An 18,426-nucleotide genomic window follows, 5' to 3' on the forward strand; every position below is an offset into this window, starting at 1 on the left:
CGGCTTGCACCAAAGGAGCCGAAGGATAAACCCGCGCGATGCCACCGCCGCTCACCCGCCGCGCGATCTTCGCCCAGGCCTGGCCGATCATGATCGGCCAGGCGTCGGTGCCGCTCGTCGCGATCGTCGATACCGCGGTGATCGGGCAGACCGGCGATGCGATCGCGCTCGCCGGCGTGGCGCTCGGGTCTATCGTCATCACCTTCCTTTTCTGGACCTTCGGCTTCCTGCGGATGGGGATGACCGGGCTGACCGCGCAGGCCGAAGGGGCGGGCGACAAGGGCGAAGTCGATGCGATGCTGGTGCGCGGCGTTGCGGCGGGTTTCGTGATCGGCGCGGCGCTGTTCGCGTTGCAAGCGGTACTGACTCCGCTCGCACTCGCCCTGTTCGCCGGCGGCGGCGCGCTCGACGAGGCGGCGCGCGGCTATATCACGGCACGCTTTTTCGGTGCGCCGGCGGCGCTCGGCTATTTCGCGCTCGTCGGCTGGCTGTTCGGGCTCGGCGCGACCCGGCGGGCGCTGGCGCTGCAGGTCGTGATGAACCTGATCAACGCCGGGCTAGATATCCTGTTCGTCTGGCATTTCGATATGGGCGCGCGCGGCGTCGGCCTCGGCACGGCAATCGCCGAATGGTCGGCGCTCGTCCTCGGCATTGCGCTGTGTTGGGGCCTGTTGGCGCCGAACATCGCCGATCGGCTCAAAAGGCCGGCCAGACTGTTCGCGCGCGAAGCGATGGGGCGGCTGTTCTCGGTCAATTTCGATATCATGGTGCGGACGATCGCATTGCTGATGCTGTTCGCCTGGTTCACCAATGCCGGCGCGCGGCTGGGGCCCGTCCAGCTCGGCGCCAATCTCGTGCTCGACCAGTTCATCCTCGTCGCCGCCTATGTGCTCGACGCCTTCGCCTTTACCGCCGAATCCCGGGTCGGCATGGCGATCGGCCGGGGGTCGCGCGCCGAATTGCTGCGCGCGGCGCGGCTGACCGGCGAATTCTCGCTCGCCGCCGGCATCGTCTTTGCCGCCGCCATCTTGATTGCCGGCAATCCCGTGATCGACCTGCTGACCAGCAACGAAGCGGTGCGCGAAGCGGCCTATCCCTATATCTGGCTGGTCGCGCTGATCCCGCTGCTCGGCATGCCGGCCTGGCTGCTCGACGGGATCTTCATCGGTGCGACGCGCGGGGCGGCGCTGCGCAACGCCGCGATCCTCGCCACCGCCTGCTATATCGCGACCGACCTGCTGCTCAGGCCCTGGGGCGCGACCGGATTATGGGCGGCGATGCTCGCCAGCTATCTGTTCCGCGCGGCGTTTCTGGGCCTCTATCTGCCCGGGCTTTTGCGCAGCGTTCCGGATCGTCTTGCCGAAGCGCGCCGCGCGCTCTAGTCCCGCACCGCCAATCCAGTCGGAGAATCCTTCAATGCCCGAACAGATCAAACGCGTCGTCCTCGCCTATTCGGGCGGCCTCGACACCAGCGTGATCCTGAAATGGCTGCAGACCGAATATGGCTGCGAGGTGGTGACCTTCACCGCCGATCTCGGCCAGGGCGAAGAGCTGGAGCCGGTGCGCGGCAAGGCGCAGATGGCCGGCGTCAAGGACGAGCATATCTTCATCGACGATCTGCGCGAGGAGTTCGTGCGCGATTATGTCTTCCCGATGTTCCGCGCCAATGCGGTGTACGAGGGCCAGTATCTGCTCGGCACCTCGATCGCCCGGCCGCTGATCTCCAAGCGCCAGATCGAGATCGCGCACGAAGTCGGCGCCGACGCCGTCGCGCACGGCGCGACCGGCAAGGGCAACGACCAGGTGCGGTTCGAGCTCGGCTATTATGCGCTCGATCCGGACATCAAGGTGATCGCGCCGTGGCGCGAATGGGATCTTACCAGCCGCAGCCGCCTGATCGAGTTCGCCGAAGCCCACCAGATCCCGGTGACCAAGGACAAGCGCGGCGAGGCGCCCTTCTCGACCGATGCCAATCTTCTCCACACCTCGTCCGAGGGCAAGGTGCTCGAAGATCCGTGGGTGGAGACGCCCGACTATGTCTATTCGCGCACCGGCAATCCCGAAGACGCGCCCGATACGCCCGAATATATCGAGATCGATTTCGAAACCGGCGACGCCGTGGCGATCGACGGCACGGCGATGAGCCCGGCAACCTTGCTGGCCAGGCTCAACGATTATGGCCGCACCCACGGTATCGGCCGGCTCGATCTCGTCGAAAACCGGTTCGTGGGGATGAAGAGCCGCGGCATGTACGAAACGCCCGGCGGCACCATCCTGCTCGCCGCGCATCGCGGGATCGAGCAGCTGACCCTGGATCGCGGTGCCGCGCATCTGAAGGACGAGCTGATGCCGCGCTATGCCGAGCTCCTTTATAACGGCCTGTGGTTCAGCCCCGAACGCGAAATGCTGCAGGCGGCGATCGACCATAGCCAGCAGGGCGTGACCGGCACGGTGCGCCTGAAACTCTACAAGGGATCGGTGAATGTCGTCGGCCGCAAGGCGGACGTCGCCTATAATCTCTACAGCGAGGATGTCGTCACCTTCGAGGACGATGCCGGCGCCTATGACCAGCGCGATGCGGAAGGCTTCATCAAGCTCAACGCGCTGCGCCTGCGCCTGCTCGGCCGCCGCAAACGCCGCTGAGCAGCGCCTCTCCCCCGGCGAAACCAAAAAGGGTTAACCGAATTTTTCCGTCCACCCCCTAGAGCGGGCCAGGGACGCGCCTCACCGATATGGCGCGCGACGGAGAATTTCGCATGGAACCCGGTTTCAAAGGCGGTGCGATGGTGGGGAATAGCCGATGAGCGATCGCGACTGGCTGGTGCCGAGCACGCTGCTGACCTGTCTTTCGGGCGGCGTCGCGCTGGCCTTGATTCCCAGTTATCGCGGCATCATGCCGGCGGTCGGCGTGCTGCCCTACTGGATGCTCGCCGCCGCGATGATCGGCGCGATCTACGGCTTTTTCGTGATGGTCGCCGCCGGCGTCGACAGCCCGTTCCAGCGTATCCGCGAGGCCGTGATCGACGACCGGCGCCGCTTCCTGGTAATCGCCTTCGCGCTCTGCATCGCCGGTCTCAACCTCACCACCTTCATGTGGACGAAGCCGCTGCTCAATTATCTCGTGCCCTTCTGGGCCGATCCGCTGCTCGCCGACATGGATTACTGGCTGTTCCTCGGCCACGATCCCTGGACCTTCCTGACATGGCTGAACAGCAGCGCCTTCGCGCTCTTCTATCATCGCGGCTGGTTCGTCATGATGATCCTGACCCTGATCATCGTCCTCGCCAAGCCCGCTTCCCCGCAAAAATCGGCGCTGCTGGTGACCTATTTCCTGCTCTGGTCGGTCGCCGGACCGGTGATCCACAGCCTGCTGCCGGCCGCGGGCCCGATCTTCTACGCCGAGATGGGCTATGGCGACCGGTTCGCCGGGCTCCAGAATGTGTCGGAGACCAGCAATGTCGCCGAGTATCTCTGGAACGTCTTTTCGGGCCAGGGCTTCGCGCCGGGCGCCGGCATCTCCGCCATGCCGTCCCTGCACATCGCGACGACGGCGTGGATGCTGATGGCACTTCGTATCTTCAGGCACCGGATGATGGTGCCGATGGCCCTTGCCGGTTTCCTGATCTTCCTGCTCTCGATCGCGCTCGGCTGGCACTATGCGGTCGACGGCATCGTCGGCGGCGCGGTGGCCCTCCTCTTCTACAAAGGGCTGCTCGCTATTTACGCGCGGCAGCCACGCGCCCCGGCCAAGCCCGCCGTCGCGCTGAGCCAAAGTTAGCGAAGGGCCGCCACGATGTTCCGTTCCTCGATAGTCTTTGGCCGGGAAACGCGCGTCGCCGCGCTGGGCCTCGGCATAACCGCGGCCTATTTCATCGCCGTGCTGGCGAGCGGCTATGTCGCTCCGGCCCAGCTCTTGCAGCTGTTCCGCATGTATCTGTTCGGCCTGACGGCGGTCTGGCTGTTTCTCTTCTGCCTCTGGCTGATCGTCATCCTCTGGCAGGGCCGCCCGAAGGACGGCAAGGTCTCCTCCCCGCTCGCCGTGATCCGCGAGCGCATCGCCGAGCGGGTGAGCGGCGAGGGGGTCGTCACCATGCTTTGGCCGCTGCTGCTCTTCGCCGCGCTGATCTCCTCCTTCAACGCCTTCAAGCAGCAGATCCTCTCGACCCAGCCCTTCGCCCATGATCCCTGGCTCGTCGAGGCGGACCGCTGGCTGTTTTTCGGGAAGGACGGCTGGCGCTTCTTCCATGACTGGTTCGGCTCTCCGGCAGCGACCGATTTCATCGACACCTTCTACCATGTCTGGTTTCTGCCGATGGCGCTCGGCGTCGTCGCCTGCGCCTTTCTCGGCACGCGCTACTATCGGCTGCGCACCCAATATCTGCTGACCTATATCTTCGTGTGGATCGGGCTCGGCAGCGTCATGGCCTTCCTTCTGCCCTCGGCCGGGCCGTGCTTCTACACCGATCTCGTCGGCCCGCAGGAAAGCTATGCGGCGATGATGGAAACCCTGCGCGCGCACGATGCGGCGCTCGGCAATGGCGGCGGGAATCTCGTCGCGCTCAACAACATGCATCACCTACTCAACGCCTATAGCAGCGACACGCTGGCGATCGGCGGGGGTATTTCGGCGATGCCGTCGGTCCATAACGGGCTCGCGATATTGTTCGCGCTCGGCGCTTTCCGGATCAACCGCTGGCTCGGCTATCTGCTCGGCGCCTATGCGCTGCTGATCTGGGTCGGCTCGGTCTATCTCGGCTGGCATTACGGGCTCGACGGCGTCGTCGCCGCGATCGCGACCATCGGCTTCTGGAGGCTGGCGGGCCGCATCGCCGCCGCGTTCGACCGGCCGCCGCTCGAAAAACGGCCGCTCGCGCCCGCCGTCTAGATCAGCCGCCGAAGGTCCAGCGGCGGTTGAGGTAGAAGCTTAGCCAGGGCGTCACGAACACGATCGGCACCAGCGGCCAGGAGGGCGAGGCGCCGATGCGCTCGACGATCAGCCACACCCAGAAGCTGTTGAGCGCGAAACCGGCAAGGTTGACGGCGAGGAACAGGCTCCAGGCGCGCACCGGCCGGTCGCGCCGGCCATGGCCGGCAAAGCTCCAGCGCGAATGGACGACGAAGCCGATCGCCACCGTCGCCACAAAGGCGAGCGCATTGGCGACCAGCGCGTCGATGGCCATCGGCACCGCCGCGATCCAGTAGACCGCCGAATAGAAGAGGGTGAGCGCGCCGCCGCTGATCGCGTAGCGCACGAGCTGGCGGCGAAGATCGCTGGAGGAAACCATGGCTTTCATCATTGCTGACATAGCGATTAAGACAAGATGGTTAATCTTTCTTGGCTAGGACCGCCGGAAAGCAACGCCGGACGCGGCAACGGGCAGGGTAACGGGCAGGGTAACGGGCAAGGGGCGGATGAGCGAACAGAAAATCGATCTCAAGGATAGTCGCTGGCTCAACGATCGCTGGCTGCTCTGCACCCTGGCGGTCTGGCTGCTGGTCGCGACGCTGATGATCGCCGCGCGGCTGCCGGGTATCGAGGCGCTCGCCCTCGGCGATACCGACGATAATCTGCGGCTGGCGCAGGTACGCGCGATGCTGGGCGGCCAGCCCTGGTTCGATCTCACGCAATATCGCCTCGCGCCGCCGGCCGGCGCCGATATTCACTGGTCGCACCTGCCCGACCTGCCGATTGCCGGGCTGATCCTGCTGCTCGAACCGCTGCTCGGCCATGACGGGGCCGAACGCTGGGCTGTGGGGCTGGCGCCGCTGATCCCGTTCGCGATCGGCCTGGTCGCTATCGCGCTCACCGCGCGGCGCCTGATCGCACCGATCGCCTGGACGCTGGCGCTGCTCGCGACCCTGTGTGCCGGCATATTGATGCCGATGTGGATGCCGCTGCGGATCGATCATCATGGATGGCAGCTCGCCCTGCTTGCAGTGGCGATCGCAGGGCTGGCCGATCCGAAACCGGCGCGCGGCGGGACGACGAGCGGCCTCGCCACCGCCCTCTCGCTGACCATCGGCCTCGAAATGCTCGCCTTCCTCGCGCTGATCGGTGCCGCGACCGCCCTGTTCTGGGTCCGCGATCGCGCGCACGCGCCGCGCATCGCCGGCTATGGCGCGGCGCTGGGCGGCGGTTCGGCGCTCGGCTTTGCGCTCTTCGCATCGGCCGCGAACCGCGCGCCGGTATGCGATGCGCTTTCGCCGGTCTGGCTGTCGGCGGTGGCCGCGGCGGGCGGCGCGCTGGTGCTGCTCTCCCTGCTGCGCACGGAAAATTGGCGCATCCGCTTTGCGCTCGCCGCAGCGGCCGGGGCAATCCTCGCCATCGGCTTCGCCCTGCTCTGGCCGCACTGCCTCGGCCGGCCCGAAGGCGTAAGCCCCGAACTCCAGTCGCTCTGGCTCGACAATGTCCAAGAGGCGCGGCCGATCTACCGGCAGGGCTGGCGCAAGGCGCTGCTGATCGTGTCGCTGCCTTTGTCGGGTCTTGCCGGCTATGCCATCGCGCTGATCGGCGCGCGCAGGGCGCCCGAAAAATTCCTCCCCTGGCTCGCGCTCGCCGCCATGGCGCTGGCAAGCGTCGCGCTGCTCTTCTGGCAGGTGCGCACCGCACCGGCGGCCCAATTGCTCGCCATTCCGGGCGCAGCCATACTCGGCGGCTGGCTGCTTCCCCGCTTCCGCGCCTCGCAGCAGATGCTGGTCCGCGTTTTCGGATCGGTCGCGGCGATAGCGCTGATGACCGGGCTCTATGCGGTCATCCCGATCGCCGCCTTCCCCGAACCGCCCGGCGAGGACGAGACGCACGCGGACGCTTCGGGAGAAACGCTGGCCTGCTCCTCGCGCGAGGCTCTGGCACCGATTGCGGCGCTCCCCGCATCGACGATACTCACCCAAATCGATTTCGGGCCGCGGCTGATCGTGATGACCCCGCACAATGCCATCGCCGGCCCCTATCATCGCAACGGCGAAGCGATGCTCGACATATTCGACGCCTTTCGCGGAGACGAAGCACGGCTGCGAGAGACGGTCCAGCGCTATGATGTCGGCTATGTGCTGATCTGCCCCGATATGGGCGGGGACTGGCTCTATGGCGAGGAAGACGAGGCCAGCATGTTCTACCGGATGCGCGCGAGCCGCGCGCCGGCCTGGCTGGAACCGGTATCGCTGCCCGAGGATTCGCCCTTCCTGCTGTGGCGCGTCGCCCGTTAGCCCCCGAGCCCGAACGCGCCGTTCAGGCCGTTGATCACGAACTGGACGGCCAGCGCGCCGAGAATCACGCCCAGCAAGCGGGTGATCACCGCCTCGATGCGATCGCCGAGGAATTTCATGATCGCCCCCGCCCCCAGCAGGGCGATAAGCGTGAGCAGCAGGATCGTGCCCATCGCCGCCAGCACGACGAGCGATTGCTCGATCCCGCTGCTGCGCGCTTCCAGCAGCATGACCGACGCGATGGTGCCCGGTCCCGCGATCATCGGCATCGCCATCGGGAAGGCCGAGACGTCCTCAACCTCGGGCGTGTCGATGATTTTCTGCGCCCTGTCCTCGCGCCGCTGGGTGCGGCGTTCGAACACCATGTCGAAGGCGATGAGGAACAGCATGATGCCGCCGGCGATACGGAAGGCATCGAGGCTGACGCCGAGCGCGCCCAGCAGCTGCTCGCCGAGCAGCGCGAAGAACAGCAAGACGCCGGTCGCGATGACGACCGAGCGGATCGCCATCACCCGGCGCTCGGTCGGGGTCGCGCCGGTCGTCAGGCTGGCGAAGATCGGCGCACATCCCGGCGGATCGATGACCACGAAGAAGGTGATCAGCGCCGAGACGTACAGTTCGATCATAGATCCCGGGGCGGTGCGAGGCCCGCGCGCGCATGTGCGGCGACGAGCGTGTTGCGGAGGAGCACGGCGATCGTCATCGGTCCGACGCCGCCGGGCACCGGCGTGATCGCCTTCACATGGCCGAGCGCCTCTTCATAGGCGACGTCGCCGACCAGCCGGCCCTTCTTGCCTTCTTCGGTCGGCGCCAGCCGGTTGATGCCGACATCGATGACGGTGGCGCCATCCTTCAACCAGTCGCCCTTCACCATTTCGGCGCGGCCGACGGCGGCGACGACGATATCGGCGCGGCGGACGACGGCGGGCAGGTCCCTGGTGCGGCTATGCGCCAGGGTGACCGTGCAATTCTCGCCGAGCAGCAGCTGCGCCATCGGCTTGCCGACGATGTTCGAGCGGCCGACGACGACGGCGTCCATCCCCGAAAGGTCGCCAAGCGCATCTTTCAGCAGCATCAGGCAGCCGAGCGGCGTGCAGGGCACGAGCGCATCCTCGCCCACGGCGAGCTTGCCGGCATTGACCACGTGAAAGCCGTCGACATCCTTGGCCGGATCGATCGCCGCGATCACCGCCTTGTCGTCCATGCCCTCGGGCAGCGGCAGCTGGACGAGGATACCGTCGACGCTGTCATCGGCATTCAGTTGTTCGACCATCGCGATCAGCTCTTGCTGGGTCGCGGTTTCCGGCAGCCGGTGTTCGAAGCTGTTCATGCCCGCGGCAACCGTCGCCTTGCCCTTGGAGCCGACATAGACCTGGCTTGCCGGATCCTCGCCGACCAGCACGACGGCGAGGCCGGGTTTCCGGCCGGCGGCTTCGACGAACGCCGGCACGGCTTCGGCAATGCGCTCGCGCAATCCGGCGGCAAAGGCCTTGCCGTCGATAATTTCGGCAGTCATCCCTGTTCCCATCTCTTCCTAGAGCAACGCGCGATATTGCAGGTCGTAAATCAGCTGCAGCAGCAGGTTCAACACGATGAGCACGACCATCGGCGAGAAATCGAGCCCGCCGAAATCCGGCATGAAGCTGCGCACCGGGCGATAGAAGGGCTCGGTGATGCGATCCAGCCAATAGAGGAACTGGCGAACGCCGTTATTATAGGTGTTGATCACGTTGAACGCGACCAGCCAGCTGAAGATGATCTGCACGATCATCACGATGATCAGCGCCCAGACCGCGAAACCGGCGATGCTCAACAGGGTATGAGCGAGATTAGACATGCGACGCGTCCCGATCGAAATGAAGCCCGCATCTAGCGGTTGGGCGGCGGGGGTTCAACATGTGCTCGGGAAAATCCCGTTATGCGGAAAAGCGGCTAGATCGCCCGCACCATGGTGCCCGCGCCCTGGCGGGTGAAGACTTCGAGCAGCATCGCGTGCGGGATGCGCCCATCGAGGATGACGGCGGCCTCGACGCCATTCTCGACCGCCTTCACGCAGGTTTCGAGCTTCGGGATCATGCCGCCGGATACGGTGCCATCGGATGTCAGCGTGCCGATCGTGTCGGGCGACAGATCGGTCAGCAGCGCGCCTTCCTTGTCGAGCACGCCGGCAACGTCGGTCAGCAGGAACAGGCGCGCGGCGTTCATCGCGCTCGCCACCGCGCCGGCCATGGTATCGGCGTTGATATTGTAGGTATGGCCCTCGCCATCGATGCCGATCGGGGCGATCACCGGGATCATGCCGGCGTCCGAGATCGTATCCAGCACGGTGCGGTCCACCGCAGCCGGCTCGCCGACAAAGCCGAGATCGACGGCCCGCTCGATATTGCTTTCGGGATCGCGGACCGTGCGTTCGACCTTGGTTGCGCGGACGAAGCCGCCATCCTTGCCCGATATGCCGATGGCCCGGCCGCCGGCTTGACCGATCCAGCTGACCAGTTCCTTGTTGATCGCGCCGGAAAGGACCATTTCCGCAACCTTCGCGGTTTCGGCATCGGTAACCCGCAGCCCATCGACAAATTCGCTCTCGACGCCGAGCTTTTCGAGCATCGCGCCGATCTGCGGCCCGCCGCCATGAACGACGACGGGATTGATGCCGACCGCCTTCAGGAGCACGACATCCTCGGCGAAATCGCGCGCCGCCTTGGCATCGCCCATCGCATGGCCGCCATATTTGACGACGAAAGTCTTGCCGGAAAAGCGCTGCATATAGGGCAGCGCCTCGACGAGCGTTTCGGCCTTGGCGAGCTTCGCCGGATCGGGGGCGTGGTTCTCTGTCATCGAGGAAAAGCCTATGGGCGAGGCGGGGCGGGAAAGTAAAGCTTTGCGGGAAATCCGGCGCCTATAGCGTCATCGTGCGGAAGGCTGCGCGCACTTCCTCCACGAACGGCCCGGGTCGCTCCATCGCCGCAAAATGGCCGCCCCGCTCAAGCCGGTTCCAATAGGTTATCGTCTTGAACATCGATTCGGCCCAGCGCCGCGAGGGCGCGAAGATATCCATCGGAAAGACGCTGCCGCCCATCGGCAGGTGCACCGGCACCATGTCGCGGCCGCGGAAGCTCTCCCAGTAGAGCCGCGCCGATGAGGCCGCCGAATTGGTCAGCCAGTAAAGCGTGACATTGTCGAGCAGGCGATCGCGCGCGAAGACATTTTCGGGATGCCCGCCATTCTCCGCCCCGCAGTCAGACCAGCCGTGGAATTTCTCCATGATCCACGCCATCTGGCCGACCGGCGAATCGGCCAGGCCATAGCCGAGCGTCTGCGGACGCGTCGCCTGCTGCGTCGAATAGCCATTGTCCTTTTCCCGATACCAACCGAGCCGCGCGAGGCCCGCCTGCTCCTCCGCGGTCGGCGCCTCGAGCACCTCGGGCGGCGGCGGCGCGAAGATCATGTTGACGTGAATGCCCTTGCAGCCGCCCCTGTCCTGCGCGCCGATCGTCGCGGTGACCGCCGATCCCCAGTCGCCGCCCTGCGCATACCAACGGTCATAGCCGAGCGCGGCCATCAGTTCATGCCACGCCCCGGCAATCTTCTCGACGCCCCAGCCCGGCGCCGCCGGCTTTCCCGAAAACCCGTAACCGGGCAGCGAGGGCAAAATGAGATGAAAGGCATCCGCCGGATCGCCGCCATGGGCGGCGGGATCGGTCAGCGGCCCGACCACGTCAAGAAATTCGAGCACCGAGCCCGGCCAGCCATGCGTCATGATGAGCGGACGCGCATCGGGGTGCGGCGAGCGGATATGGAGGAAGTGGATGTCGAGCCCGTCAATCTCGACCATATGGTTCGGCAGGGCGTTGAGCGCCGCCTCGCAGCGCCGCCAGTCATAGCTTTCGCGCCAATAGTCGGCGAGTTCGCGAATATAGGCGAGCGGCGCGCCCTGCTCCCAATCCTCGACCGTTTCGGCTTCCGGGAAGCGCGTCGCCGCGAGCCGCGCCTTGAGATCGTCGAGCGCCGCATCGGGAATGGCGATTTCGAAATCGCGGATCTGTCCGGGCATATCTGCTCTCCCGTTAGCTCCCTATCCGGCCGGCCTTCTCACCGCGTCGGGACGGGCGTGTCGCCCGCATAATCGTAGAATCCCTTGCCGGTCTTGCGGCCCAGCCAGCCGGCCTCGACATATTTGACGAGCAGCGGGGCCGGGCGGAATTTGGGATCGCCGGTGCCCGAATAGAGCACGCTGCAGATATGCAGGCAGGTATCGAGGCCGATGAAATCGGCGAGGGTCAGCGGCCCCATCGGATGGTTGAGGCCGAGCTGGCAGGCGGCGTCGATATCGACGACATTCGCGACCCCCTCGCCCAGCGCGAAACAAGCCTCGTTGAGCATCGGCAACAGCACGCGGTTGACGATGAAGCCGGGCGCATCATTGGCATGGACCGTCTGCTTGCCGAGCGCCTTGGCATAGGTTTCGACCGTCTCGACCGTCGCGTCGGCGGTGGCAAGGCCGCGTATCACCTCGATCAGCCCCATCAGCGGCACCGGATTGAAGAAATGGACGCCGATAAAGCGTTCGGCATCGGGCGAGGCCTGGGCCAGCCGGGTGATGGATATCGACGAGGTATTCGAGGCCAGCACCGCCTTGTGGCCCAGAATCTTGCCGATCGCTTCGAAGATCTGGCGCTTGATATCCTCGCGCTCGGTCGCCGCCTCGATCACCAGGCCCGCGCTCGCCATCGGCGCGAGATCGGCGACCGGCTCGATCCGGCCGAGCGCGACATCGCGTGCCTGGGCGTCGAGCTTTTCCTTGTCGACGAGCCGGGTGAGCTGTTTCCCGATGCCGTCCTTTGCCTGCTGGGCGACCTCAAGGCTGACGTCCGACAGGAACACATGATAGCCGGCCTGCGCCGATACCTGCGCAATGCCGGCGCCCATCTGACCCGCCCCGATAACGCCGACTGACTGCATGATCTTTCTTCCCTGGCCTTGCTGCGTTGTGACCGAGATCACTACCGCGCCGCAGGACGCTCGGCTAGACTGGTCGGCATGACATTGGCCATTCTCGCCCTTGCCGCGGCATTAGCTGCCGTCCCCGATGCGGAGATCGGCGAAGAGACGAGTTTCGGCGACTGGGCCGTGGGCTGCGACAACGGCCTTGCCTGCGAGGCGCTGTCGCTCGATCCCGAGGACGAGATTGGATATTCGAGCGCGTCGCTCACCGTCCAGCGCGGTGCCGGGCCGGACGGCTATTACCGCGCCGGCCTTCGGATGTTCGAGGACAATCCCGGCAACAGCATCGCGCTGCATATCGACGGCGAACTTGCCGCAACGGCAACCGCGTCGCCCGGCTCCGAACTCCATCATTTCGATCCCGCCATCGTGCCGCACCTCGTCTGGCGGATCGCCAACGGATCCTCGGCCGAGATTTTCGACGCCGAGGGCGGATCGCTGGGGCCGATATCGCTGAGCGGTTCCTATGCGGCGCTGCTCTATATCGAGGACCGGCAGCAGCGTGCCGGCACGGTGACGGCGTCGGTCGTCATCGGCGACGAGCCCGAAAGCCGGGTGCCGCCCGCCCCGGCCCTGCCGATGATCGCGGCGATGCCGACACCCGGCTCCGAGGAGGGTCCGGCGCAAGCGCTGTCGCTGGCCGAGGCCAACGCAATCCGCGACGAGGCGCAATGCTATGAAGACGAGGACAATCCACGCCGCAACGAAGCCTTTCGCATTGCTCACGACACCGAGCTGATCCTGATTTCCTGCGGCGGCGGCGCCTATAATTTTTCGGACTTCGCTTTCGTGCGGCAGGGCGGCGGGTTGCGCCCCGCGACCTTCGACGCGCCGACCGGCTGGGGCGAAGGCACCGTGCCGCCGGTGCTGGTCAACGCCTGGTGGGACGCGGAATCGGGAGTGCTCGGCAGCTATATGAAAGGGCGCGGGATCGGCGATTGCGGCACCGCGCAGAGTTTCGTCTGGGACGGATCGGCCTTTCGCCTGACCGAGCAGCGGGTGATGAACAATTGCCGGGGCTCGCTCCACTGGATCACCGTCTACCGCGCGAACATTCGCTGGGTAGAGCCGTAGGGCCCTATCGTCAGGCTCGACCTGACGGTCGAGCGCCGCACCGGCTGACAACCTATGGCGCGGTCACCTCGGGCTGCGCTTCGGCGAGAATCAGCGCGAACTGGTCTTTCCGATCGCTCCATTCGCGGATCATCGTCCAGCCGCCGGCGCGCAGCAGGATGCGGGCATCGCGCGGGCCGTATTTATGGCTGTTTTCGGTATGGATGGTCTCGCCCTTCGCCATCGCGAAACGCTCGCCTTCGACGGTGAACTCCACGTCGCGCAGCGCCTCGATATGCATTTCGACACGCGCCAGCGGATCGTTCCATACGGCCCGGTGCCGGAACGCGTCTTCGGGGATCGTACCGCCAAGCTCGCGATTGATGCGGGTCAACAGGTTGAGGTTGAACGCCGCCGTTACGCCCGCCGCATCGTCATAGGCGGGGACGAGGATTTCCTCCCCCTTTACCCGGTCCATGCCGATCAGCAGCATCGCGCCGATGCCGAGCGTTTCCTTCATCGTCCGCAGGAAATCGACGGCGATCGGCGGCACCATATTGCCGATCGTCGAACCCGGGAAAAAGCCGAGCTTGGGCATATCGGCGACCGCTTCGGGCAGCGGCACCTTATGCGAGAAATCGGCTTCGACCGGAAAAACCGGAAGCTCCGGAAATTCGTCGCTGAGGCTTTCGGCGGAGTCGCGCAGAAATTCGCCCGATATATCGATCGGCACATAGGCCGCCGGATCGATCTGTTTCAGCAGCAGCGGCGTCTTGGCCGAGGAGCCGGAGCCGAATTCGATCACCGCGCGCCCCGCGCCGATCGCTGCGCCGGCCTCTCCCGAATAGGCGTCCAGCAGGCCGCGCTCGGTGCGGGTCGGATAATATTCGGGAAGATCGGTGATATCCTCGAACAGCTCCGATCCTTTCAGATCGTAGAGCCAGCGCGCGCCGATCGCGCGGCGATCCATTCTCAGCCCGTCGAGCACGGCCTTGCGGAAGGCGGGGTCGACGCCCGCATCGGTTTCGATCGTCGCCATATCAGAGGTCTCTCGCCAGTCTCAGCCCGGCGAACTGCCAGCGCATATGCGGATAGAAGAAATTGCGGTAGCTGGCCCGGCTATGGCCGCGCGGCGTCGCGCAGCACGCGCCCTTGAGGACATACTGCCCGACCATGAACTTGCCGTTATATTCGCCGACCGCGCCTTCGGCCGTGCGAAAGCCCGGATGCGGCAGATAGGCGCTGGCCGTCCATTCCCAGCAATCGCCGAACATCTGCTTCAAGCCGTCGCCCGATGCGCTGGCCGGGCGCGGCCGCACCTCGCCCGCGCCGTCAAGCTGGTTGCCCCCGGCAGGATCGAGATCGCGCGCGGCATTTTCCCACTCGCCCTCTGTGGGCAGGCGAAAGCCCGTCCAGTTGGCATAGGCATCGGCTTCATAATAGCTGATGTGACAGACCGGCGCCGAGAGATCGATCGGCTGCTTGCCGGCAAGGCCGAAACGGTACCAGCGTCCGTTCGGCTCCTTGCGCCAATAGAGCGGCGCCTCGATCCGGTTTTTCTGGATCCAGTCCCAACCTTCCATCAGCCAGTTTTCGTGGCTGCGATAGCCGCCGGCTTCGATGAACTCTATCCATTCGCCATTGGTGATCAGCCGATCGGCCAGCGCATGCGGGTTGAGATAGATTTTGTGGACCGGCCCTTCGCAATCGAAGGCGAAGGCGCCGCCGTTTTCCGGGCCATCTCTGAGCCCGTTCGATCCGATCGCGGTCTCGCCGACCCGGCCCTCGATCCATTGAATCGCGCCGGGCGCTTCGCCGGGCGACGCGGAAGCGGCATCGAACATTGCCGGTTCGAGTGGGTTTTCCGCGAAGAGATGCTGGATATCCATCAGCAGCAGCTCCTGGTGCTGCTGTTCGTGATGAAGGCCGAGTTCGGTCAGTTCGCGCGCCCGCTCACCCAGGCCGGGCAGCGCCGCCGCCAGCGCCGTGTCGACATGGCGGCGATAGGCGAGCACTTCATCGAGCGACGGCCGGGTGATCATCCCGCGCCGCGGCCGGGCATGGCGTTCGCCCTCCGCCTCATAATAGCTGTTGAAGAGGAACGGCCAGTCGGCGTCGAACAGTTCATAGCCCTCGACATGATCGCGCAGCACGAAGGTTTCGAAAAACCACGTCACATGGGCGAGATGCCATTTGGCGGGCGAGGCGTCGGTCATCGACTGGGCGGTCGCATCGGCGTCGGAAAGCGGCGCGGCGAGCGCGCCCGTCAGCCCGCGCACCTCGGCGAAGCGGCTTGCCAGCCAGTCGCCGGACCGGGTGGAAAGGGGGTGGGGATTTACGCGTGTCGCCATGAATAGCTCCTAAGCATCCTCATCCGGGCCGGTGGGGTCAACCGGCAGCGCCGAAAAGTTTTCGGCTTCCCGCTTTCTCGCCGGAACGTCTCGAACATCGCGCAGGCGCGAAACACAATAATGCGTTCGCGCGATCCTATTCGGCGGTTACGCGAAAGAACATAACACGAACACAGCGATTCGCAAATGCCCTTTGCAGGCACAGCTCAACGCGTCGCGCCCGGCTTCCACAGCACGTCGCCCCCGGCGCCCGCGTTGATCGCGCGGGCGAGGACGAAGAGGTGATCGGAGAGACGGTTGATATATGCGAGCGCCAGCGGATTGAGCGCAGCCACTTCGGCGGCCGCGACCGCCGCGCGTTCGGCCCGGCGCGCAACGGCGCGGGCCAGCATGATCGCCGCCGCGCCCTTGTCGCCGCCTGGAAGGATGAAGCTCGTCAGCGGCTCCAGCCCTTGGTTCATCGCATCGATTTCGCTTTCCAGCCGGGCGACCTGATCGGCGGTGATCCGCAAGACCATTTCGGACGGCTCGAAACCGCTTTCCCCGGCCGGGGTCGCAAGATCGGCGCCGAGATCGAACAATTCGTTCTGGATCCGGCCCAGCATCGCGCGAAATCCTTCGTCCGTGATATCGCCCAGCGCGACGCCGATCGCGCTGTTCGCCTCGTCGACATCGCCGATCGCCGCCATCAGCGGGGCCGCCTTGGAAACGCGCGAGCCATCGACGAGGCCGGTCTCTCCGCCGTCCCCGGTGCGCGTGTAGATCTTGTTGAGCCTGACCATGATCGTCAGGCCTTCGCGATGCTCAGGCGCGGCACGGGCCCTCTCCCCCACGCGGCGATCTCGCGATAGCGAGATTCTGACAAACTCAACGCCCCATCAGGAGCAGCAACAGCAGCACGATCACGACCGCGATCGCCTGCATCGCGATACGCCCCTGCATCGCCTTGTTCTGGAGCTGGCCCGAGCGGTTCGGCCCGTCACCGAGCAGGTCCTCCTCGGTGGTCTTCAGGAACTGGACGATCCCGCGAACCAGGAAGAATAGCGTGGCCGCCATGGCCGCAACGAGCAGGATGATGAGGAATATCTGCATGCCGGCAATGTAGGGCGCGGCGGCGCTAAATCCAGCATAATGTTTTCAATCGCCTTGATCGGCGGGCTCAATCGGCGGGTGACAATATCGAGATATCCGGCGGATCGGCGCGCAGCGCCGCGGCAACCTCCCCGCCCTCGATGCCTGCCTCGCGCAACGCCAGCAGCGAGCGCGCATCGTCGCGCTTGGCGAGCCGTTTCCCCTCCCCGTCCGCGATCAGCGCATGATGATGATAGCGCGGCGTGGGCCGCCCGAGCAGCGCCTGCAGCAGCCGGTGGACATGGGTCGCCTCGAACAGGTCCCTGCCGCGCACGACGTCGCTGATCCCCTGCGCCGCATCGTCGACGGTAACGGCGAGATGATAGGAGGTCGGCGCATCCTTGCGCGCCAGCACGACATCGCCATGGATCTCCGGGGTCGCTTCGACCAGCCCCGCCTCCGCATCCTCCCAGGAGAGCGGACCGGCCAGCGCCGCCGCTTCGCCCATATCGAGGCGCCAGCCATGGGGCTCGCGCGCCATGCGCCGCTGGCGTTCGGCCTCGCTCAGATGCCGGCAGGTACCGGGATAGAGAGCGCCGTCGGGGCCCGATGGAGGGGGGTGCGGCGCCGATGCGCTCGCCGCGATCTCGGCCGCAATTTCCTTGCGCGTGCAGAAGCAGGGATAGACGAGCCCGCGCATCTTGAGCGTTTCGAGCGTGTCTTCGTAGAGCGGCAGGCGGCGGGACTGGCGCACCGGCTCGCCGTCCCATTCCAGCCCCAGCCAGGCGAGATCCTCTTCGATCGCGTCGTAATATTCGGGGCGCACCCGGCCTGGATCGATATCCTCGAAACGCAGCAGGAAACGCCCGCCATTTTCCCGCGCGAAATCATGCGCGCGGATCGCCGAATAGGCATGGCCGAGGTGCAGCCGTCCGGTCGGGCTCGGTGCAAAACGTGTCGTGACGGACTCATTCATGTGTAAAATCCTGAAAACCGCTCTTGACCACGAGTCGCTGCTGGTGTTGTCATCATCGCGTCACGTTAATCTGTCTATGGGCGTGGCGACAGGAGGAGACCCGCATGCCGGTCTCTTTCGTCCTGAGTGCGACAGGCCGGGGGAACCAGCTTTGCGGATATCCGCGAAACTGGAGGCGTTTTCGGTTCATGTATCACCCCGATCTTATCCGGCATCCCGATAGCTGCCCGGCCCTGGTGCTCAACGCCGATTATACGCCGCTATCCTATTACCCGCTCAGCCTGTGGCCCTGGCAGACGGCGATCAAGGCTTTCTTCCTCGATCGCATCAATGTCGTCGAAAGCTATGAGCGCGAAGTCCATTCGGCTTCGCTGACGATGAAGATCCCGAGCGTCATCGCGCTCAAGCAATATGTGCGTCCCTCGGAATATCCGGCCTTCACCCGGTTCAACCTGTTCCTGCGCGATCGTTTTTCCTGCCAATATTGCGGCAGCCCGAAAGAACTGACCTTCGATCATGTCGTGCCGCGCCGGCTGGGCGGCAAGACCAGCTGGCAGAATGTCGCCACCGCCTGCGCGCCGTGCAATCTCAAAAAGGGCGGACGGACGCCGAAACAGGCGCGCATGCAGCTCGCCGTTACCCCGGTACGCCCGACCACCTGGCACCTGCAGCAGCATGGCAAGCTGTTCCCGCCCAACTATCTCCACGAAAGCTGGCACGACTGGCTCTATTGGGACATCGAGCTGGAGGAATAGGGCGCCGCGG

19 protein-coding genes are annotated in these 18,426 nt (G+C 65.4%); 7 read left to right on the top strand and 12 right to left on the bottom strand.

Annotation, left to right across the window (positions count from 1 at the left end):
- The first annotated feature begins 38 nt into the window (after positions 1-38).
- From H6P80_RS00835 to H6P80_RS00850, 4 genes are all read left to right on the top strand, one after another.
- Positions 39-1,382 carry an MATE family efflux transporter gene (locus H6P80_RS00835; RefSeq protein WP_185799464.1) on the top strand — a complete coding sequence of 448 codons (1,344 nt, stop codon included), beginning with the start codon at positions 39-41 and terminating at the stop codon, positions 1,380-1,382.
- Positions 1,383-1,416: 34 nt separating this feature from the next.
- Positions 1,417-2,643: an argininosuccinate synthase gene (locus tag H6P80_RS00840; RefSeq protein WP_185799465.1), complete on the top strand. Its 1,227-nt coding sequence runs from the start codon at positions 1,417-1,419 to the stop codon at positions 2,641-2,643.
- A 157-nt stretch (positions 2,644-2,800) separates the two neighbouring features.
- Entirely contained in the window at positions 2,801-3,778 is a 978-nt protein-coding gene (locus tag H6P80_RS00845; RefSeq protein WP_185799466.1) for a phosphatase PAP2 family protein, read from the top strand.
- Between the two features lie 15 nt (positions 3,779-3,793).
- A complete protein-coding gene (locus H6P80_RS00850) occupies positions 3,794-4,885 on the top strand; it encodes a phosphatase PAP2 family protein (RefSeq protein ID WP_185799467.1) in 1,092 nt (363 codons plus the stop codon).
- A gap of 1 nt (position 4,886) precedes the next feature.
- On the opposite strand, the gene H6P80_RS00855 is transcribed toward H6P80_RS00850, so the two are convergent.
- Positions 4,887-5,285 (bottom strand): GtrA family protein, encoded by a 399-nt coding sequence (locus H6P80_RS00855; RefSeq protein ID WP_185799468.1) that lies wholly within the window; start codon positions 5,283-5,285, stop codon positions 4,887-4,889.
- A 127-nt stretch (positions 5,286-5,412) separates the two neighbouring features.
- Here H6P80_RS00855 and H6P80_RS00860 point away from each other — a divergent pair, with 127 nt between their 5' ends.
- Positions 5,413-7,206 (top strand): AcrB/AcrD/AcrF family protein, encoded by a 1,794-nt coding sequence (locus H6P80_RS00860; RefSeq protein ID WP_185799469.1) that lies wholly within the window; start codon positions 5,413-5,415, stop codon positions 7,204-7,206.
- Here H6P80_RS00860 and H6P80_RS00865 read toward each other — a convergent pair.
- The 6 genes from H6P80_RS00865 to H6P80_RS00890 form a co-directional block, all read right to left on the bottom strand.
- Entirely contained in the window at positions 7,203-7,832 is a 630-nt protein-coding gene (locus H6P80_RS00865; protein WP_185799470.1) for a MarC family protein, read from the bottom strand. The two genes, H6P80_RS00860 and H6P80_RS00865, sit on opposite strands and share 4 nt — an antisense overlap.
- Positions 7,829-8,722: a bifunctional methylenetetrahydrofolate dehydrogenase/methenyltetrahydrofolate cyclohydrolase FolD gene (folD, locus tag H6P80_RS00870; protein WP_185799471.1), complete on the bottom strand. Its 894-nt coding sequence runs from the start codon at positions 8,720-8,722 to the stop codon at positions 7,829-7,831. The genes H6P80_RS00865 and folD overlap by 4 nt, the downstream gene beginning before the upstream one ends.
- Before the next feature lie 18 nt (positions 8,723-8,740).
- Complete coding sequence (locus H6P80_RS00875) at positions 8,741-9,043, bottom strand: YggT family protein (RefSeq protein WP_185799472.1); 303 nt, start codon at positions 9,041-9,043, stop codon at positions 8,741-8,743.
- 95 nt (positions 9,044-9,138) lie between these two features.
- Positions 9,139-10,044 (bottom strand): acetylglutamate kinase, encoded by a 906-nt coding sequence (argB, locus tag H6P80_RS00880; protein WP_185799473.1) that lies wholly within the window; start codon positions 10,042-10,044, stop codon positions 9,139-9,141.
- 61 nt (positions 10,045-10,105) lie between these two features.
- Entirely contained in the window at positions 10,106-11,260 is a 1,155-nt protein-coding gene (locus H6P80_RS00885; RefSeq protein ID WP_185799474.1) for an epoxide hydrolase family protein, read from the bottom strand.
- A 38-nt stretch (positions 11,261-11,298) separates the two neighbouring features.
- Positions 11,299-12,168 carry a 3-hydroxyacyl-CoA dehydrogenase NAD-binding domain-containing protein gene (locus H6P80_RS00890; RefSeq protein ID WP_185799475.1) on the bottom strand — a complete coding sequence of 290 codons (870 nt, stop codon included), beginning with the start codon at positions 12,166-12,168 and terminating at the stop codon, positions 11,299-11,301.
- 78 nt (positions 12,169-12,246) lie between these two features.
- Here H6P80_RS00890 and H6P80_RS00895 point away from each other — a divergent pair, with 78 nt between their 5' ends.
- Entirely contained in the window at positions 12,247-13,284 is a 1,038-nt protein-coding gene (locus H6P80_RS00895; RefSeq protein WP_185799476.1) for a DUF1176 domain-containing protein, read from the top strand.
- Between the two features lie 52 nt (positions 13,285-13,336).
- Here the strand turns inward: H6P80_RS00895 and egtD are convergent, their stop codons facing one another.
- From egtD to gluQRS, 5 genes are all read right to left on the bottom strand, one after another.
- A complete protein-coding gene (egtD, locus tag H6P80_RS00900; protein WP_185799477.1) occupies positions 13,337-14,302 on the bottom strand; it encodes an L-histidine N(alpha)-methyltransferase in 966 nt (321 codons plus the stop codon).
- 1 nt (position 14,303) lies between these two features.
- Positions 14,304-15,614 (bottom strand): ergothioneine biosynthesis protein EgtB, encoded by a 1,311-nt coding sequence (gene egtB / locus H6P80_RS00905; protein ID WP_185799478.1) that lies wholly within the window; start codon positions 15,612-15,614, stop codon positions 14,304-14,306.
- A 206-nt stretch (positions 15,615-15,820) separates the two neighbouring features.
- Positions 15,821-16,396: a cob(I)yrinic acid a,c-diamide adenosyltransferase gene (locus H6P80_RS00910; RefSeq protein ID WP_185800916.1), complete on the bottom strand. Its 576-nt coding sequence runs from the start codon at positions 16,394-16,396 to the stop codon at positions 15,821-15,823.
- Between the two features lie 85 nt (positions 16,397-16,481).
- Positions 16,482-16,706 (bottom strand): twin transmembrane helix small protein, encoded by a 225-nt coding sequence (locus H6P80_RS00915; protein WP_185799479.1) that lies wholly within the window; start codon positions 16,704-16,706, stop codon positions 16,482-16,484.
- 67 nt (positions 16,707-16,773) lie between these two features.
- Positions 16,774-17,661, bottom strand: coding sequence for a tRNA glutamyl-Q(34) synthetase GluQRS (gluQRS, locus tag H6P80_RS00920; protein WP_185799480.1), 888 nt, complete (start codon positions 17,659-17,661; stop codon positions 16,774-16,776).
- Between the two features lie 188 nt (positions 17,662-17,849).
- Here gluQRS and H6P80_RS00925 point away from each other — a divergent pair, with 188 nt between their 5' ends.
- Positions 17,850-18,416: an HNH endonuclease gene (locus tag H6P80_RS00925; RefSeq protein WP_185799481.1), complete on the top strand. Its 567-nt coding sequence runs from the start codon at positions 17,850-17,852 to the stop codon at positions 18,414-18,416.
- The last annotated feature ends 10 nt before the right edge of the window (positions 18,417-18,426 follow it).

Source organism: Parasphingopyxis marina, assembly GCF_014237875.1.
Classification (GTDB): Bacteria; Pseudomonadota; Alphaproteobacteria; order Sphingomonadales; family Sphingomonadaceae; genus Parasphingopyxis; species Parasphingopyxis marina.